Origin of the sequence: Bradyrhizobium sp. IC3123 (assembly GCF_020193625.1) — a bacterium.
Lineage (GTDB): Bacteria > Pseudomonadota > Alphaproteobacteria > Rhizobiales > Xanthobacteraceae > Bradyrhizobium > Bradyrhizobium yuanmingense.
Genome location: NZ_JADYVF010000024.1, coordinates 1 through 14,661 on the forward strand (window position 1 = coordinate 1; position 14,661 = coordinate 14,661).

13 protein-coding genes and 3 pseudogenes are annotated in these 14,661 nt (G+C 64.8%); 1 reads left to right on the top strand and 15 read right to left on the bottom strand.

The window, feature by feature from the left end; genetic code table 11:
- Positions 1-407 (top strand): annotated as a pseudogene (locus I6F20_RS36115) (transposase); the annotation flags it as partial.
- Here I6F20_RS36115 and I6F20_RS36120 read toward each other — a convergent pair.
- The 15 genes and pseudogenes from I6F20_RS36120 to I6F20_RS36185 all read right to left on the bottom strand — a co-directional run bounded on the left by I6F20_RS36120 (position 404) and on the right by I6F20_RS36185 (position 14,578).
- Positions 404-751: a hypothetical protein gene (locus tag I6F20_RS36120; protein WP_306469183.1), complete on the bottom strand. Its 348-nt coding sequence runs from the start codon at positions 749-751 to the stop codon at positions 404-406. The pseudogene I6F20_RS36115 and the gene I6F20_RS36120 overlap by 4 nt on opposite strands.
- A gap of 826 nt (positions 752-1,577) precedes the next feature.
- Positions 1,578-1,732 (bottom strand): annotated as a pseudogene (locus I6F20_RS36125) (4-hydroxybenzoyl-CoA thioesterase); the annotation flags it as partial.
- 456 nt (positions 1,733-2,188) lie between these two features.
- On the bottom strand, positions 2,189-3,076 hold the full coding sequence (locus I6F20_RS36130; protein WP_225131016.1) for a terpene synthase family protein: 888 nt from the start codon (positions 3,074-3,076) through the stop codon (positions 2,189-2,191).
- A complete protein-coding gene (locus I6F20_RS36135) occupies positions 3,073-4,620 on the bottom strand; it encodes a hypothetical protein (RefSeq protein ID WP_225131018.1) in 1,548 nt (515 codons plus the stop codon). The genes I6F20_RS36130 and I6F20_RS36135 overlap by 4 nt, the downstream gene beginning before the upstream one ends.
- A gap of 187 nt (positions 4,621-4,807) precedes the next feature.
- On the bottom strand, positions 4,808-5,806 hold the full coding sequence (locus I6F20_RS36140) for a polyprenyl synthetase family protein (protein WP_225131119.1): 999 nt from the start codon (positions 5,804-5,806) through the stop codon (positions 4,808-4,810).
- Positions 5,807-5,960: 154 nt separating this feature from the next.
- Positions 5,961-7,304, bottom strand: a complete 1,344-nt coding sequence (locus I6F20_RS36145) for a cytochrome P450 (protein WP_225131020.1) — start codon at positions 7,302-7,304, stop codon at positions 5,961-5,963.
- Positions 7,304-8,149, bottom strand: a complete 846-nt coding sequence (locus I6F20_RS36150) for an SDR family oxidoreductase (protein WP_225131121.1) — start codon at positions 8,147-8,149, stop codon at positions 7,304-7,306. Before I6F20_RS36150 ends, I6F20_RS36145 begins: the two co-directional genes overlap by 1 nt.
- A gap of 6 nt (positions 8,150-8,155) precedes the next feature.
- Positions 8,156-8,443: pseudogene (locus I6F20_RS36155) on the bottom strand (ferredoxin); the annotation flags it as partial.
- A gap of 1 nt (position 8,444) precedes the next feature.
- Positions 8,445-9,728: a cytochrome P450 gene (locus tag I6F20_RS36160; protein WP_225131022.1), complete on the bottom strand. Its 1,284-nt coding sequence runs from the start codon at positions 9,726-9,728 to the stop codon at positions 8,445-8,447.
- 95 nt (positions 9,729-9,823) lie between these two features.
- On the bottom strand, positions 9,824-11,026 hold the full coding sequence (locus tag I6F20_RS36165; protein WP_225131025.1) for a cytochrome P450: 1,203 nt from the start codon (positions 11,024-11,026) through the stop codon (positions 9,824-9,826).
- Between the two features lie 748 nt (positions 11,027-11,774).
- Positions 11,775-11,963: a hypothetical protein gene (locus I6F20_RS36170; protein ID WP_225131036.1), complete on the bottom strand. Its 189-nt coding sequence runs from the start codon at positions 11,961-11,963 to the stop codon at positions 11,775-11,777.
- Positions 11,960-12,433, bottom strand: a complete 474-nt coding sequence (locus I6F20_RS37835) for a tyrosine-type recombinase/integrase (protein WP_249782200.1) — start codon at positions 12,431-12,433, stop codon at positions 11,960-11,962. Before I6F20_RS37835 ends, I6F20_RS36170 begins: the two co-directional genes overlap by 4 nt.
- A gap of 119 nt (positions 12,434-12,552) precedes the next feature.
- Entirely contained in the window at positions 12,553-12,819 is a 267-nt protein-coding gene (locus I6F20_RS37840) for a site-specific integrase (RefSeq protein ID WP_249782201.1), read from the bottom strand.
- A 699-nt stretch (positions 12,820-13,518) separates the two neighbouring features.
- Positions 13,519-13,680 carry a C48 family peptidase gene (locus I6F20_RS36180; protein ID WP_225131038.1) on the bottom strand — a complete coding sequence of 54 codons (162 nt, stop codon included), beginning with the start codon at positions 13,678-13,680 and terminating at the stop codon, positions 13,519-13,521.
- Between the two features lie 154 nt (positions 13,681-13,834).
- The gene (locus I6F20_RS36185) at positions 13,835-14,578 is read right to left on the bottom strand and encodes a hypothetical protein (protein WP_225131048.1); all 744 of its coding nucleotides are present in this window, start codon (positions 14,576-14,578) and stop codon (positions 13,835-13,837) included.
- Positions 14,579-14,661: the final 83 nt, after the last annotated feature.

The window sequence follows — 14,661 nt, forward strand, 5'->3', positions numbered from 1 at the left end:
AACCCGTACGACGGTCACACCTTGCGGGACGTCATCGACCGCACCGAGACACTCACCGGCTGCGCGATCGAGCGGGCCTATGTCGACAAGGGATACCGCGGCCACGACGCACAAAATCCCCGACGGACCTTCATCTCCGGCCAGAAGCGCGGCGTCTTCGGTGTCATCAAGCGCGAGCTGCGCCGCCGCTCCGCCATCGAACCCATCACCGGACACCTGAAGGCCGATGGTCACCTCGGCCGCTGCTACCTCAAAGGCCGCGCCGGCAATGCGGCTAACGTCATCCTCTCAGCCGTGGGCCACAACTTCCGCCGCATCCTCGCCTGGCTCAGAGAACTCTTGTGCCTCATCCGCTCCAGCTATGGCGCACGTTCGGCCGTCCCGCCGCGCTCAATTCGCCTTCTTAACGGACGACCAGATAGGGATGGTTGTTTGCAATCGCATTCGAAGCCGCCCCGGTGAGGGCTGTCGCGCAATCTGGACGCAACGCATCCAGCGGAATGTCCCAACGGGCCTCGCCCAGCCAGTTCTGAGCATAGCGACCGGTGCGCGAAACGGCAAACGCGCCATTGTTACACCTGAGCAGCACAAGATGATCGGCAAGCCGCCCGAGGCTCCCCAGTAGCACATTTTCGTAGCGGGGAAGCGTTTCGCCGGGCTTGAGCGCAACCTGCCACTTGCGCCGCAGGACCGGCATGTCATTGATCAGCCTCGTATTTGATTCCGCGGATTGCTCGTTGGCAGCACGCATCACACGCCCCACTCACCTAAGCTTCCTGCCCGGGCGGCATCAAATCCAGCTTGGCTTAATTCGCTCTTAAAAAGACGAGACGGTCGCGTTCGGCCCCTGCTGATCGATGCCGTTGCCTGAAACATCTGGCGCGACCGTCTTCAAGACTCATAACGCAGAAAATCCGCGGCGGTAGTGCATAATTCAACGAAAAGCGTTTGCCAGCGCCACTGGAACGACGAGAATCTTCGAACGAATGATTTGAGCCTCACGTATTCTACGAAGTAGCGCTCGTCAGTTGCGCGCGAAATTTTTTGTCGGATGTCCGATTTGTACGACTACCATTTGCCGACGGCGCAGGCGCCAGCAAATCCTCAATGTTAATTGTGCTTGAAGGACCGTCCCAGAGAGATGCGTGATAACTAAGCGCATGTTAAAGAAATGTGACGACTGCCGGCGCGAGGAGGCCACGCATGAAAAAGAGTGATTTGACTCTCGGAATGCGGTGCTGGTTTTCGCCGTCTTGAGCTTACGTCTGAACGTGGCATCCAAGGAAACTACCACTGCCCTGCTTGCGGCACACTGATCGAGGAGCTCGGAGCGGCCCACCTCGTGCTTTATCGCTTGACCGTACAGCCTTCCATTAAAGCAATCCGCAATCAATAATTCGTCGCGGCGGCCCAGGAGCTTTAGTGGGTTCGCTCAATTTTGGTATCTGACAGCGAGATCAGCGCGCCCCTTCCTTGAAGCCACAAACAGCATCCTTGCCGACCTTCAATGGTGGCGCCGTGACCGACTTGCTTGCGGGCTCTCCTGCAAATTGCATCGCCTCCCCCGTTAACGGATTGCCGAGCAGGCGCAAGTAGTTCGTCTGCCACGTTCCATGAAAGGCAAAAAATTCGCATGATAAACAATCTGGCCGGCGTCGGTATCTTCAAAGTAGACACGGACCTGCATGTAGTGCCGTCCGTCTCGAACTTCGCCGTCAAGAGAGACTGTCAGCGCGGTTCCTCTTATTGCGCGTACAGGGACCCTTGTCTCACACAGAGGCAGTTTTCTGAGCAAGCGCCAAAAGCTTGAGCTTGGCTCCAGCTGCCGGAAGCTGATTCACCGGCCTGAATGCGGCAGGCGTTGCGCTGCCGACATCGACTTCGGGCGAATATATCGAAGATCTATCGTCAACGCGTATTGCGGGCATCCAACCACAGCGCGCACAAGAACGTAAACGGAGTTCTGCTGCTGCCGAAGCTGCATCTCTGGGATTTCGCGATGAGCGATGGCATCCCCTTTGATCGGCAATCCATAGACCAACTATCCGCTTCGGAAGGACTCTCTACCACTGCGTATTGCACGGTGGACAACGAGGGCATCCGTCGCATCGGGCGACGTTGTTGCGTCGGATTCGGCCGAAGGCAGCGCGCGCACGCCGCCGCCTTCGCGCGTTCAGGCCGGCGCACGTTAGCCTCCTCCCGCAGCGTCGCTGCCGTAGCGGCTGGTCGAGGTCCGGTAGTACTGAGCGCGGATGGCGGCCATGGCCTCGATCAACGGTCCCCAGGGCGCGGGAAAGCGTTCTTTCGCTATCACCCGATCCAGCATGCGCGTATGGCCGGCCAGCTCGTCGTTGAGGAACTCCACCACAGGCATAGCCGGATAGCGCTGCAGCAGCAGGATCGCCGCGTTGTCGGCCTCGTCGGCCGACCTGTCCATGTCGCGTCCATGCAGATCGTTCTGCAGGCGCCCTATCGCGGAGATGAGCCGCAGGACCTGGCGAAACGCCGGACGCGCGCGCAAGGTCGCCATGTCCAGTCCCCACAGCAACGACAGGCAACAGAACACGTTCGCGTAGGCGATCGAATCGATGCCGTTGTGCAGGTACTCGGCGTAGGACCAGCGTTCCGCCCCCACCGCCTGCGCGTGTCCGGCGCGCAGCGCCGCGCAGTAGCACCGGGTATCGTCGAGAAGCTGAGCATAGTCGCGACGATCGTAGGCGAGCGCGGCCAGCGAAGCGCGCAGCACAGCGCAGCCCTCGAATCCGGGGAGCGCGCACGGCACGCCCTGCCCCAGTGCCTGCTCCACCGCGGCGAGCTGCTCCGGCGCGATCAGGCCAAGGTCGTTGCAATCGTCGAGCCAGAACAGCATCGCCAGTTCGCGATAGAACGCCACGGTCAGCGTTTCATCCTGCGGATCGCGGCCGGTGCGGGCGCTGATATCGTGCAGGCTCGGAAGGATGCGCTGCAGGATGTACTGGCCGCCCCTGACCGCTTCCACGCCGTGCTCGTCGGCGAACCCGGTCAGGGAACGCCCCCACTCCAGCACCTCCTGCAGCGCGCGTTCGGTCTGAATCATGGCGCCGCTCCTGTTCCCTCGGCCAGGACGCGCCGCTCCCAACCAAGTGCCAGCCACAACCCGGCGAGTTCGGCCACGCGCACGACCCGGGTGGGGCAATACAGTTCCTTGCCGATCCACAGCGGAGTCTGCGGCAATGCATGCGCCGCATGGCGGGCGAGCATCCACTCCAGCGCACGCGCCACCGCCTGCGCAATGCGCCGCCGCCCTGTCGGCTCTTCGCTCCCGTCCATCACGTGCAACGCGAACAGCGCATAGGCAGTTTCCTCGAATGTGGACGCGCGACCGGCGCCCCAGCCGCCGTCGTCGCGCTGCGCCTGCAGCAGCGCCGCCAGCGCGCGCTCGTCGCGCCACTGGGGCTTGCCTTGCGCCAGCGCTGCGACCGCATGCGCGGTGGGATACAGCCACGAAACGTGCCATTTTTCGTTGTCCCAGAGACCGTGCGGGTTGCGATTGGCCTCGACGTAGGCGCTGGTGCCGGCGGCGGGCTTTCCCAACAGTCGCAACGCATGCAGGGCATGGATGTTGGTCGACACCGAGGCATTGCGCTCGCCGGGGAAGGTGACGAACAGCTCGCCGATTTCGAAATGGCGCAACGCATCGGCCGCCCGGTCGCGGCCTGCAAGGCGCAGGACGCACAACGCAACGGCGGTGTCGTCCGCATCTGCCGCGAAGTGCACGGCCGGGCCCAGACCGCGCACGCCCAGGCGGGCGTCGAGCTGCGCGATGATCACGCGCACCGCCCCGGCGAGCGCGGGATGCGCGAACAGACCGGCCAGATGCAAGGTGTATAGCGACCAGCATGGCTCGAACACATTGATCGGCCAGACGTTGGGAACGACACCTTCGATGCCGCTGCGCGTTGCTCGCGATGCCGCCTGCAGATACGCGTCGGCGCGCCCGACCTGCGGCGTGCTCCCCTGTGTCACGGCGTGCGCACGCCACGCGGCAGTGGCCGCGGGACTGATGCCGATGCTGCCGTCATCATCCGGCCATGCGGTGGTCGGCGACGTCCCCCAGGCTTCCCAGGAGTGCAGCAACGGATGGCCGCTCGGCAACGTCGCCACGGCCCCCCGCTTGACCCGCGCTTGCCGCAACGGCAACAGCGCCGGGTGGCGCGGAAACGCCACGCCGCCCGGCAAGGATGCGGCCTCGTCGCAAAACCGCGGTAGGATCAGCTCCGCGCCGATCGGCGCGTCGTCCGGCACCGCACGCGCATAGGGATCGGGCTGGCGCTGGAGGAACCGCGTTGCAGCCTGGACAGCGTCGGCAGCGCCGGGAAGAGAATCGACACGCTGCAATGCCAGCAACGCCGCCCATGTCGGCGCATGACGGAACAGCGGGAAGTCTGCGCTTCCCCATCCGCCATCGGCCTGTTGCTGTGCGATGAGCCACGCGTATGCGTCCTGCCGACCGATGACGTTGCCATGGAACTGCAGAGTTCGCGCCGTGTCGTAGACGGATGGACCGACGCTGCCGCCATCGCGCATCTCGCTCAGCAGGTGGCGCAATTCGGAAAGGATCTGTTCAGCCAGCGCGTTCACGCGGGATGTTCCTTCTGCAGACGGTTGACGGGAACCAGGATCGGGCAGACGCCGCGCACGTCGCCGCAGGCCCGTCGCGGCCATGCTGGGCAACCGCTGCGCTCAGCGCCACGGATTCGGACAACATGCACCGCTGCCGCAGGCCGATCGCAGCGGCCCAGGGGCGACTCCATGTGGACCGGCGCGCTCATGCGCATGGCGCGTGCTTGAACAGATAGGCGTCGGCCCGCTGCAGGATCTGCGCCAACCGTTCCGCACGCGGCCCCAACGGGGCGACGGCCTCCCCGGCGTCGCGCAACAGATCCATCACGAACTGCCGCGCTGCCTGCAGCCCCATGATCGACGCGCAGGTCGGCTTCCGCGCCGCCGCGTCCTTGCCGGGGGTCTTGCCCAGCGTCGCGGTATCTACTGTCGCGTCGAGAATGTCGTCGATCACCTGCAACGCCAGGCCGAAATGGGCGCTGTAGCGATCGAGCGCACAGTACATCGCAGCGTGCGCGGCATCCTCCGCAATGGCGCATAGCGCGCCCATGCGAACGGATGCGCGCACTAGCGCTCCGCACTTCATCCGGTGCATCACCAGGATCCTGTCCAGCTCGACGTGCTTTCCAACCAGCGACAGATCCATGGCCTGCCCGCCCGCGGCCCCCTCGGCGGACACCGCCTGCGCCAGTTCGCGCACGAGCGCAATACGGTTGTCGCCCGGCGCATCCAGGCTCGCCAGGGTCAGGAAGGCGTGCGCCTGCAGCGCATCGCCCACCAAGATCGCGGTGGCTTCGCCGAACTTGACGTGCACGGTCGGAAGGCCGCGGCGAAGCACGTCGTCGTCCATCGCAGGCAGATCGTCGTGGACCAACGTACAGGCGTGCATCATCTCGATGGCGGCGCCGACTTCGTCGAGCATGTGCGCCGGCGTGTCGGCCAGTGCGCCGGCAGCCAAACAGAGCAAGGCGCGGGTGCGCTTGCCGCCATGCAAGGTGGCGTAGCGCATCGCCGCCATCAGCTCGGTCTCACCGTCGTCTTCGGCGCAGAGAAGACGCGCCAGCGCCTGTTCGACCCGCTTTGCGCCGTCCTGCATCCAAATCTCGGGCAGCAGCCTGCCGGATGCGCCGCGCGCCTGCGCGCCCGATCCGCCGTTCGCGGAAACGCCAGCTCGGTCGTCGTGTGGCGTGGAACCGGTCTGCATGTTGTTCATGTCCTTGTACCTGCCAGGAGACGGCCACGGCGAGCCGCGAGCCGCCGCGGTGTTGCCGGCCTCGCACCGAGCGCGCGCGCCGAGTGGAGCAATGCCGCGTGTCGCCGGCGCCGCTGCCTCACCACACGGGGCATGCGATGCCAGCTCATGAGAATCCGATGCGGATAGTCATGGACGGATGCGCGGTCGGGTAATAGCGCCGGCCTTTTTCGACGCCGCTCAGCAACCGCGGCCGCACCCCGGCCTCGTGCATGGTCAGCGCCAAGGCGATACAGAACTGCACCAGTTCCAGCCATGCCAGGTGGTAGCCCATGCAGACGTGTGGGCCGGTACCGAACTGCAGCATGTCCACCGGCCGGATCGGCTCGGTGCGTTGCAGCCACCGCGCCAGCCGAAACTGATCAGGCGCCTCGTGCAGCAGCGCCGAGGTCGAGAAATGCAGCAGCGGGATGCACAGATCGGTGCCCGCGGGAATGCGCCGTTGGCCGAGTCGCAATTCACGCAATGCGCGACGCACCAGGAGCGGCGTCGCCGGATGCACGCGCAGCGTCTCGCGGAACAGCGCCTCGGCGACCGGACACTGCGCCAGGTCCGCGTGCCGGGTCGGCACCGCGCCTACGCGTTGCGCCTCCTCGACCAGCGCGTCCCACAGCCCAGGCTGCCGCGCCAGCTCGATCACCATCCAGGCCATCGTCGAGGCGGTGGTGTCGTGACCACCAAGCAGCAGCAAGCGGATATTGGCGATCAGGACGTCATCGGAAAGCGCATCGTCGCTGCGATCGAAGGCGCTCACCATGTCGTTGATCAACCCGGTGCGCGCGGCATGTTCGCGCGCGGCGCGGACGAACTCGCGCAACCGCGCATCGATCCAGTCGCGGGCGGCGCGGCCGCGCCGCAAGGGCAGTCCGGGCAGGTCGACCGGGGGCGCGACGACCAACTGCAGCAGTTGCCGGTACTTGCGATGCCATCCCGGCAGGTCCTGCGCGGGGATTCCCATGAGACTGAAGATGAGCTTGAGCATCAGATCGCCGGTTTCGCGCAGGATGGTGACGTCGCCCCGGTCGCGCCATCTCTGCACGCGCGCCCGGATGACGGGCGCGAACAGCTCGCCGATGCCGGCCTGGGTCAGCCCCTTGGGCAGAAGCGCCGCCTGGATCGCATCGCGCGCCTGCCGGTGCGCGATGCCATCCTGGGCGACCAACGTTCCGCCAAACAATTCGGGCGCGATGTCTTCGATGAGCGCCGAGGACACGTCCTTGTGCCGGAGCACTGCGAGAGCATCCGGATCCAGACTGGTCATCAGGTGTCCGGCAGGGCCGAAATCTAGCCAGAAGTGGCTGCCCAGCGTCCGTTCCGCGCGCCGCAGCAGGCGCGGCAGGTCGCAGACGACGGCGGGAAGATGCCCGACCAAGGGAAAAGCGCCGGGCACGACCGGGATGTCGTGCCGCAGCCGATGCCGACGGTTCAGCGGGTTGAGCAGCATGTCCATCAGCAGCGCGGCGCCGCGTCCGCTTCGGCGGTCTCGCCGGCAGGCCGCGCGGCGCGGCTGTTGCCACCGTCGGCGTATGTCGGCACATGCGCCAGCATGCCGCCGTCGATGCACACGACCTGGCCGGTGATGAACGCAGCATCGTCGGAGAGCAGGAACGCCACCAGCGCGGCCACGTCCTCGGGGCGGCCCACGCGCGGCAGGAGCTGGTGCCGGCGCAGATCGGTTTGCATGTACGCGTCCAGCTTGGCGAGGAGACGCTCGGTCATGATGAGACCGGGTGCAACCGCATTGCAGCGGATCTGCGCATGACCGTACTGGGTGGCGAGCGAGGCCGACAGCATGTTCATCGCCGCCTTCGACGCGGCGTAGGATGTCAGCGCGGTGTCACCGCTGAGCCCCTGGCACGACGACATGTTGACGATCGCGCCACCTCCGCGGGCGATCATCCGTGGGATGGCCTGCCGGCAGCAGAGCAGCGTGCCACGCAGATTGGTCGCCATGGTCTGATCCCAGACCGCTAGGTCCAGCTCAAGGATCGCGCGGTCGCGCGGGGTCAGATGCATCGCGCTCGCGTTGTTCACCAGCAGGTCGACCCCACCGAAGTGCCGCTCCGCCGTCTCGAACAGCGCTGCCACCGCCTGCGCATCGGCGATGTCGATCGCCAGGGCGAGCGCGTGGCCCGCTTCGGCCGCGATCTGCGCGGTGCAGGCGATAGCCGCCGATCCATCAATGTCGGCCACCACCACTCTGCCGCCCTCGCGCGCGATGGCGAGGGCGCATGCCTTGCCGATGCCGGCTCCGGCGCCGGTCACCACGGCCACTTTGCTTTCAAACCGTCCCATGTATCGCCCTAGATTGTGTTGGTCTTTCGCGGCATGCCGCTCGGCCTCCGCTGGAGAAGGCGCAGGGTGCGCGCTGGCGCGCTCGCCATCGCCAGCGTCGCTTTCGATGACCCGAATGGCGGCGACCGGGCACTGGCTCGCCGCGAGCCTCACGGCGGCGTGCAGCGCCTGCGGGACCTTCGCCACGCACACTTCGGCCACGCCGTCCGGTTCGCGCTGGCGAAAGGTGCCCGGCAGCGTCAGCACGCACTGCCCGCTGGTTCCGCACAGATCCTGGTCGACCATGACGCGCATCTCAGCTCCCCTGCGCATGCAGCCGCACCGGCAGTGCGCGGAACGTCCGAAGGAACGCCGAGGGCTCCCGGGTCGGCTGCTCGGCCAATGCCAGCGTGGGGAAGCGGGCCTGGATCCGGGGCAGGCTCTCGGCCAACTGCACCCGGGTCAGTTGCGCACCGAGGCAGAAGTGAATGCCGTGGCCGAAGCTCAGCATGATCTTCCCGTCGGTCGACATGCCTGGACTGGTGCCGTAGAACCGCGCGGGATCGAAGCGATCGGGATCGGCGAAGGCGTCCGGGTCGCGATTGCCGGACGCGATCAGCACGCGCACGTCCGCGTTCTTCGGGATCACCACGTCGTCCAGTTCGATGTCGCGCTGGGCGATACGCGGAATGGAGCTGAACATCGCGGGCGCGTCGCAGCGCAGGACTTCTTCGACGAATGCCCTCACCCCCGCGGCGTCCTTCTGCAGCCAGTGCCGCTGTTCGGGATACGCCAGCATCGCCAGGACGGCATGGTCGATGCTCGCAGCAGTGGTGGTGAAGCCGCCCAGCAGCATGCCCCACAGCATGCTGATCAACTCCGCATCCGACAGCGTGTCGGCATCGTGGTCATGTGCGCCGACCAGCATCGACACGATGTCGTGGCGGGGATTGGTGCGCTTGGACTGTATGAGGTCGCCGAAGTAGGCCTGCACTCTGGCGCTGGCCGCGTCCGCCGCGGCGAGCTGGGGATCGCTGGCGTGCGGGCTCAGGCCTTCCAGGATGCCGCCGATGCCGGCGGCGAGCCCGAAAATGTCGTCCTGGGGCATGCCAAACAGTTCGGCGAAGACCAGCATGGGCAAGGTCAGCGCGAATTCCCGATGAAGGTCCACCGCCTCCCCGCGCTCCAGCGCGGGCGCCATGCCGTCCAGCCGCGCTGCGACGATGCGCGCGATGCTCGGCCGCAGGTTGTCGATCTGGCGCATGGTGAAATCGCGCGAGATCAGCCGGCGCAGACGCGTATGCGTCGGTGGGTCCTTCATCGCAAGCGTGGACGCCAGCAGATTGAGCGACAGGCTTCTCGCCGCACGCGGGAAATAGCGCGCCAGTTCGCCGGGCGCCGGTCCTCGAAAAGCATCGCCCGTGGCCTTGAGAGCCCAGCAGATGTCGGCGTGGCGGCTCAACAGAAAGAGGCCCGACGCCGCGCGATGCACCGGATCGTGCTCGCGCAACCACCGCATGAATGGATACGGGTCGTGAATCCACGCCGGCGACGCCAGTTCGGCGAAGGCGTCCCGGCATGTTGTTTCTTGCACGTCCATCCTGGTTACCTATTGGCTGGCTGATCTGACCGGTACGTGGCAGGCACGCCGGCAAATCGCGGAGACGATCGCGATCCCCCAGCGGCGTCCGCACATCACCAGAGCACCGGGAACTCCTCGAACCCGCCGGTGATGATCTCCTTGCGCAACTTCAGTTCTTCGGGGGCTAAGGCCAAGCGCAGCTCGGGAAAGCGCTGGAAGATCGAACCGAACACCGCCTTGAGTTCTAGCCTGGCCAGCGCGCCGCCGATGCAGGAGTGCGGCCCGGAAGAGAACGCCAGGTGCGGCTCTCCGTCGCGCCCGATGTCGAAGATTTCCGGGTCGACGAAATGGCGCGTATCGAACGACGTCGCCGGCAGGCCGACCAGCACCTTGCTTTCCGGGGGAATATGAACGCCCGCGATGGTCACGTCGGTCCTCGGATAGCGCATGATGCCGTCCCAGCCCGCGCCCGGCGGGTACATACGCAGGATTTCCTCCACCGCCTTGTCCACCAGGGATGGATCGCCGACCAGGCGTTCGCGCTGTTGCGGATGGCGGAACATGGCCAGCAGGCCGAATTCGATCTGCGCGACGGTGCTCTCGTGGCCCGCCACCAGCATACCCGCCGCCAAGCCGATCGCCTCTTCCTCCGTCGCCTTGCCCTGGTCAACCGCCGCGAGCAGATCCGTTAGCAGGTTGTCGCCCGGATCCTGGCGCTTGTCCCGCATCTTGCCGCGAATGTAGGCGCGCAGTTCTTCCCAAGCCAGGCGCGACGCGCTGCGCGGGCCGCTTTCATGCTGGTGCGTCATCACCTCGTCGGACAGCCCGGCGAAAAAGGCGTGATCCTCGTAGAGCACGCCCATCAGCGCGCTGATGACCATGGCCGGAAGGGGAAACGAGAGGTGGCGCCGCAGGTCGGCGGGCTGGGGCTGGGCCCCCAACGTCTCGAACAACTGCGCGGCGATCGCCTCGACCTGCTGGGCGAGCAGCTTCACCCTGTGGTTGCAGAAGGCCGGCGCCACGATCTTGCGTAACCGGGCATGTTCGGCTCCCTCGTGCGAGACCAGCCAGCCCCGCGAACCGAGAATCACCGAATCCGGAGTGAATGCCGCCGGCGGCATTCCCGCGGGCCGGAACGCCGCGTCAGACAGCACCGCCTTGGCCTCGTCGTAGCCTGTCACCCACCAGCCTTCGTGCCCGGACGGGAAGCGCACGCGGTGGATCGGACCGTTGGCGCGTAGCATCAACATCTCGGGCGAGGGCTCGATGTGATCGACGCGCCACATCGGCAGCCTCGGCAAGGGTTGTTCGGACATGGTGGCACTTCACTCTCTAAGCGATGGAAGGGCGGAAGGTGACCGGCGAGCGCTGCGGGCAGCGAATGACGTAAGACGGCATGTAGACGACGGTCCTCCGCGGCGATGATCAGCGCGACATCCTCTAGTCGCACGAACAGCGCGGGGAAGGCGCATCGCTGTAGGCGCGCCAGCCCAGCGCCCAAGCAGAAATGCGGCCCTTGGCCAATCGACAGGTGCGCGTTATGCCGCCGTGCGGCTCGAACCCGTCGGCTGTCATAGATCGACTGACCGCAGGGATTGGTGAAGGAGGCTCGACCCACCCGCCACCGACCTGTCCGCCACTATAGCCTCCGGACCACGCCCACAGCGCCATGCGCAGTTCGCTCCTGGCTCAAGGTCTGCCGCTTTGGTTGCACCGCGACGAGCGCAACTGTTGTGGCTCCCAAAAGGAGAACTCTAGATCGCATCCAACACTTCCTGCATTTTCTTGGTCACAAGCGAGCGACAAGTCATTGCCACGCAAACCGTCGGAACGGACCAGACGCGAACAGCGAAGGCGCCGTTTCCGTCTCGAAGACCAATCGCGTTGCGATAGTGATGATGCCGTGAACGAGCAAATCGCGTGCCGGAGTGAATCGGAGGCTCAGCAGGCACTTCCTAGTGTCAGGCTTCTTGCATTGTCTCAATGCCGACAACCGGCGCAGCAAGTGCCCGACAAAAGGCCCGCTCTCGCGCCGCATGTGCGGCGCAGCCTTTACGGGATATTTCAAGCATCCGAATTGACTGCAGCGGGTGAGCGGCTTCCTGCGTTGTCGCCGATATCCTCAAGGCTCTTCTTGGTTACCTCAGCGTTACGCGACAAGTGGCGGACGACGATACTCTTATTGGCTATCTCGAACGCCTCGACCGCCTGTTTGAGAATGCGGCATTTGCCGAACCCGCCGATACCAATCAACAGAACTGCCGAAACGCTCGGATTAGGTGCACGATGCAGGTCTGCACCACGGGCTGCGGATTGGTTGCGACGTGCGTGTAGCGCTCCGTCGATAACAGTCGCGCATGCCCAAGAAGGACTTGGATGAGCCGGGTATCAGTACCGCGCTCGTAAAGGTGAGTAGCGAAGCTATGGCGCAGAACATGTGTCGTCACCTGCTTATCGAGACCGGCATGTTGCCGAGCTTTGCGGCAGGCCTCTTGCAACGTGCCGACACTCACCGGATCGTCCGGATTGCGCCCTGGAAACAGCCAATGGCGCGGTTTGGCCAGACACCAGTAGGATCGCAGGATGCTGAGCAGCCGCGGCGACAGCATCACGTAACGGTCCTTGCCGCCTTTGCCGGCGGTGATCAGGATCAGCATGCGCTTGCTGTCGATCGCGCTGGGCCTCAAGGCGGCTGACCTTGCCGGCTCGTAGCCCGGCAGCATAGGCCGTCACCAGCGCAACGCGGTCGCGCAGGGCCGGTACAACCTCCAGGAAACGGGCGACTTCCTCCGCACTCAGCACCAGCGGTTGCTTGACCGGCTCACAGGCCGAAATAATGTTCTCAATCGCCTCCGTGCGCCCGCGCATAGAAAAAGCGTAACGCGCACGTCACTTGGTTGATGTGGGTCCACGACCGCTTCAACCCGATCAGGTGCAGTTGGTACGCGCGCACCTGCTCAAGGCTGAGCTTGTCGGGCGATCGGCCGAAATGTCGGCTAAAGTTTGCAACCGCGTAGACATAGGATTGCTGCGTCGACGGTGACAAGTTGCGCAGCGTCATATCGTCGATCATGCGGCGGCGCAGCGGGCTCGAACTCATCGTGGCCATGAGGCACTCCTGTATTGAGAGGAACGGACTTGCGGTCCCATCCTTCAAACAGATGCCTCTTAGATAAATGGTCTCGCCACGGCCTCCCGCGGAGCGGGTTCGTTCAATGGTGGGCGACATCGAGCGGAATCAGCAGCCGAACAACTCACGCCGTCGCGCGAAGGCCGACCGGCGGATTCTCGTGGTGGTTTGTATGTGCTCGCGGCACGCACAGCATGGCCCGCGGAGGCTGGTATAAGTCTGTCAACCATTCAAGCTTCGGAAAGGAGGCGCCTGGCTGCAGGTTTTGCAGAACTTGGGCGCCGATCACCCCAGGCGCGGGAGCATCGCTGCATAGACGCAGCATGATTGGACAGGCGATTCAATCGAAATATGGATCCAAAATGCCGAGAGCCAAGCCGCCGGGTCAATTCGTGGAGCAATGTTGGCGCGACGTCTCCACGTGTTTAGCTCGCAGCTGGGCCTTTAGTCCCAGCTGCGGCTGTTTGGGAAAGATGATACCGGAGAGGTTGATGATGGCTGTGCGGCCGTCGGAAGCTGGCCGCGCAATCGCCGTCGGGCTCCTTCGCCGTCTGCGAAAATAGCCTTAGCTCCAGTCTCCGCTCCTGACTTGTGAGACACCATGATGCTCTGCGAACGCGCGATTGTGGACCTTCAATCGGCGAGAAGTTGCATTTCAACCAGCTGCGCGCGCTCTATTCAGTTGAAGCTGACCCCAGCCCTTAGCCGGTCCTGCAGTGCCCGCCGATTGATGCGGAGGTTGCTGAGGTTCAGCGGGTCTGGATGCCGTCCTTCCGCCAGCTCCCGGGTGCCGTCCACGACAAAGACGCCGCAATCATAGGTGTTGCTCTGCTCGCGCATGGAGCCCTGTTGCAGGTTGGCCTGCAGCCGTTCTGCGAGCTGCTCTGCGGGCAGGTTATTGGGTCCTGGCGCAGAGTCCTAGTGATAGGCAGCCGGTCTTGCCCGATCGCGGCGATCAACCAGCAGCAGCGACCAGTGACTGCCGCGCCACCCTCTATCCGCAGCGCTGGCATCGCTTAACCGGCAGGAACAGGAAGTCGGCTCTATCACCGCGACTCCACCCGAATGCGCGTTCCGCGTCCTCGTTGGAGCCTGACCGCAACATTTGGGCTATCAAAGGATCCACGAACCGCATCCGGGCGGCGAGATCGGGATTGCTCTCCTGCAACTCCCGCCTCAGGACCCCATAGTCCCGCTCAATATGCTCGTCACCCAGCCACTGCGTGGGGCCCAGGACGCGTCCGCTGCGGTCAACAGAGACTCCGGTCAAAGGGCCGATCTGAGCAGGCGGGACCGGGGACGGGCGAGGATGATGGATGAATTGTGCACCGCGTCCTCGCGGCCCTAATGCGATCGAGTAGGTCTCACCGTTGATCAAAACCTGCCTTGGGCCGCTGAACTGGGTCGGCAGCAACCCGTGGTTATTCAGGATACGGATCTGGACATCCGCCACCGGCTGGGAGCCATGCTGCCAATCCTCGGGAACGAGATATCCGATATCCTCAAGCTCCTGAAGCACGCCTGATGGCCCGACGAAGAACGCGGCACTACCGGCCGGGCTGAGCACCGGCACTGAGTGAGCATCGTCACGCATCTGGTGCGGTGTGGCCGGCAGATCAATGAAAGAGTCGAGACCGCGGTAGATCTCTGACGACCGAGCTGGCGCGTCTGATTCTCCGGTGAACAGGTCTTTATTGATTTCCGGCCAAGGGGGCAGCCTGGGTGTCCGCTGCAACAAGTCGGCGGCTCCGCGTCAGGTTCTCGACAGCTATCGCTCATAGAGTCTCCAGCAGAAAACTATCGTGAACGCCCCAGAACGCC

Excerpts from the sequence above, each read along its gene's own strand:
- I6F20_RS36150 (WP_225131121.1), bottom strand. The coding sequence starts at position 8,149 with ATGGGACGGTTTGAAAGCAAAGTGGCCGTGGTGACCGGCGCCGGAGCC.
- I6F20_RS36130 (WP_225131016.1), bottom strand. The coding sequence starts at position 3,076 with ATGATTCAGACCGAACGCGCGCTGCAGGAGGTGCTGGAGTGGGGGCGT.
- I6F20_RS36160 (WP_225131022.1), bottom strand. The coding sequence starts at position 9,728 with ATGGACGTGCAAGAAACAACATGCCGGGACGCCTTCGCCGAACTGGCG.
- I6F20_RS36140 (WP_225131119.1), bottom strand. The coding sequence starts at position 5,806 with ATGCAGACCGGTTCCACGCCACACGACGACCGAGCTGGCGTTTCCGCG.
- I6F20_RS36165 (WP_225131025.1), bottom strand. The coding sequence starts at position 11,026 with ATGTCCGAACAACCCTTGCCGAGGCTGCCGATGTGGCGCGTCGATCAC.
- I6F20_RS36120 (WP_306469183.1), bottom strand. The coding sequence starts at position 751 with ATGCGTGCTGCCAACGAGCAATCCGCGGAATCAAATACGAGGCTGATC.
- I6F20_RS36145 (WP_225131020.1), bottom strand. The coding sequence starts at position 7,304 with ATGGACATGCTGCTCAACCCGCTGAACCGTCGGCATCGGCTGCGGCAC.
- I6F20_RS36180 (WP_225131038.1), bottom strand. The coding sequence starts at position 13,680 with ATGCGCGAGCAGAGCAACACCTATGATTGCGGCGTCTTTGTCGTGGAC.
- I6F20_RS37835 (WP_249782200.1), bottom strand. The coding sequence starts at position 12,433 with ATGCTGCCGGGCTACGAGCCGGCAAGGTCAGCCGCCTTGAGGCCCAGC.
- I6F20_RS37840 (WP_249782201.1), bottom strand. The coding sequence starts at position 12,819 with ATGGCCACGATGAGTTCGAGCCCGCTGCGCCGCCGCATGATCGACGAT.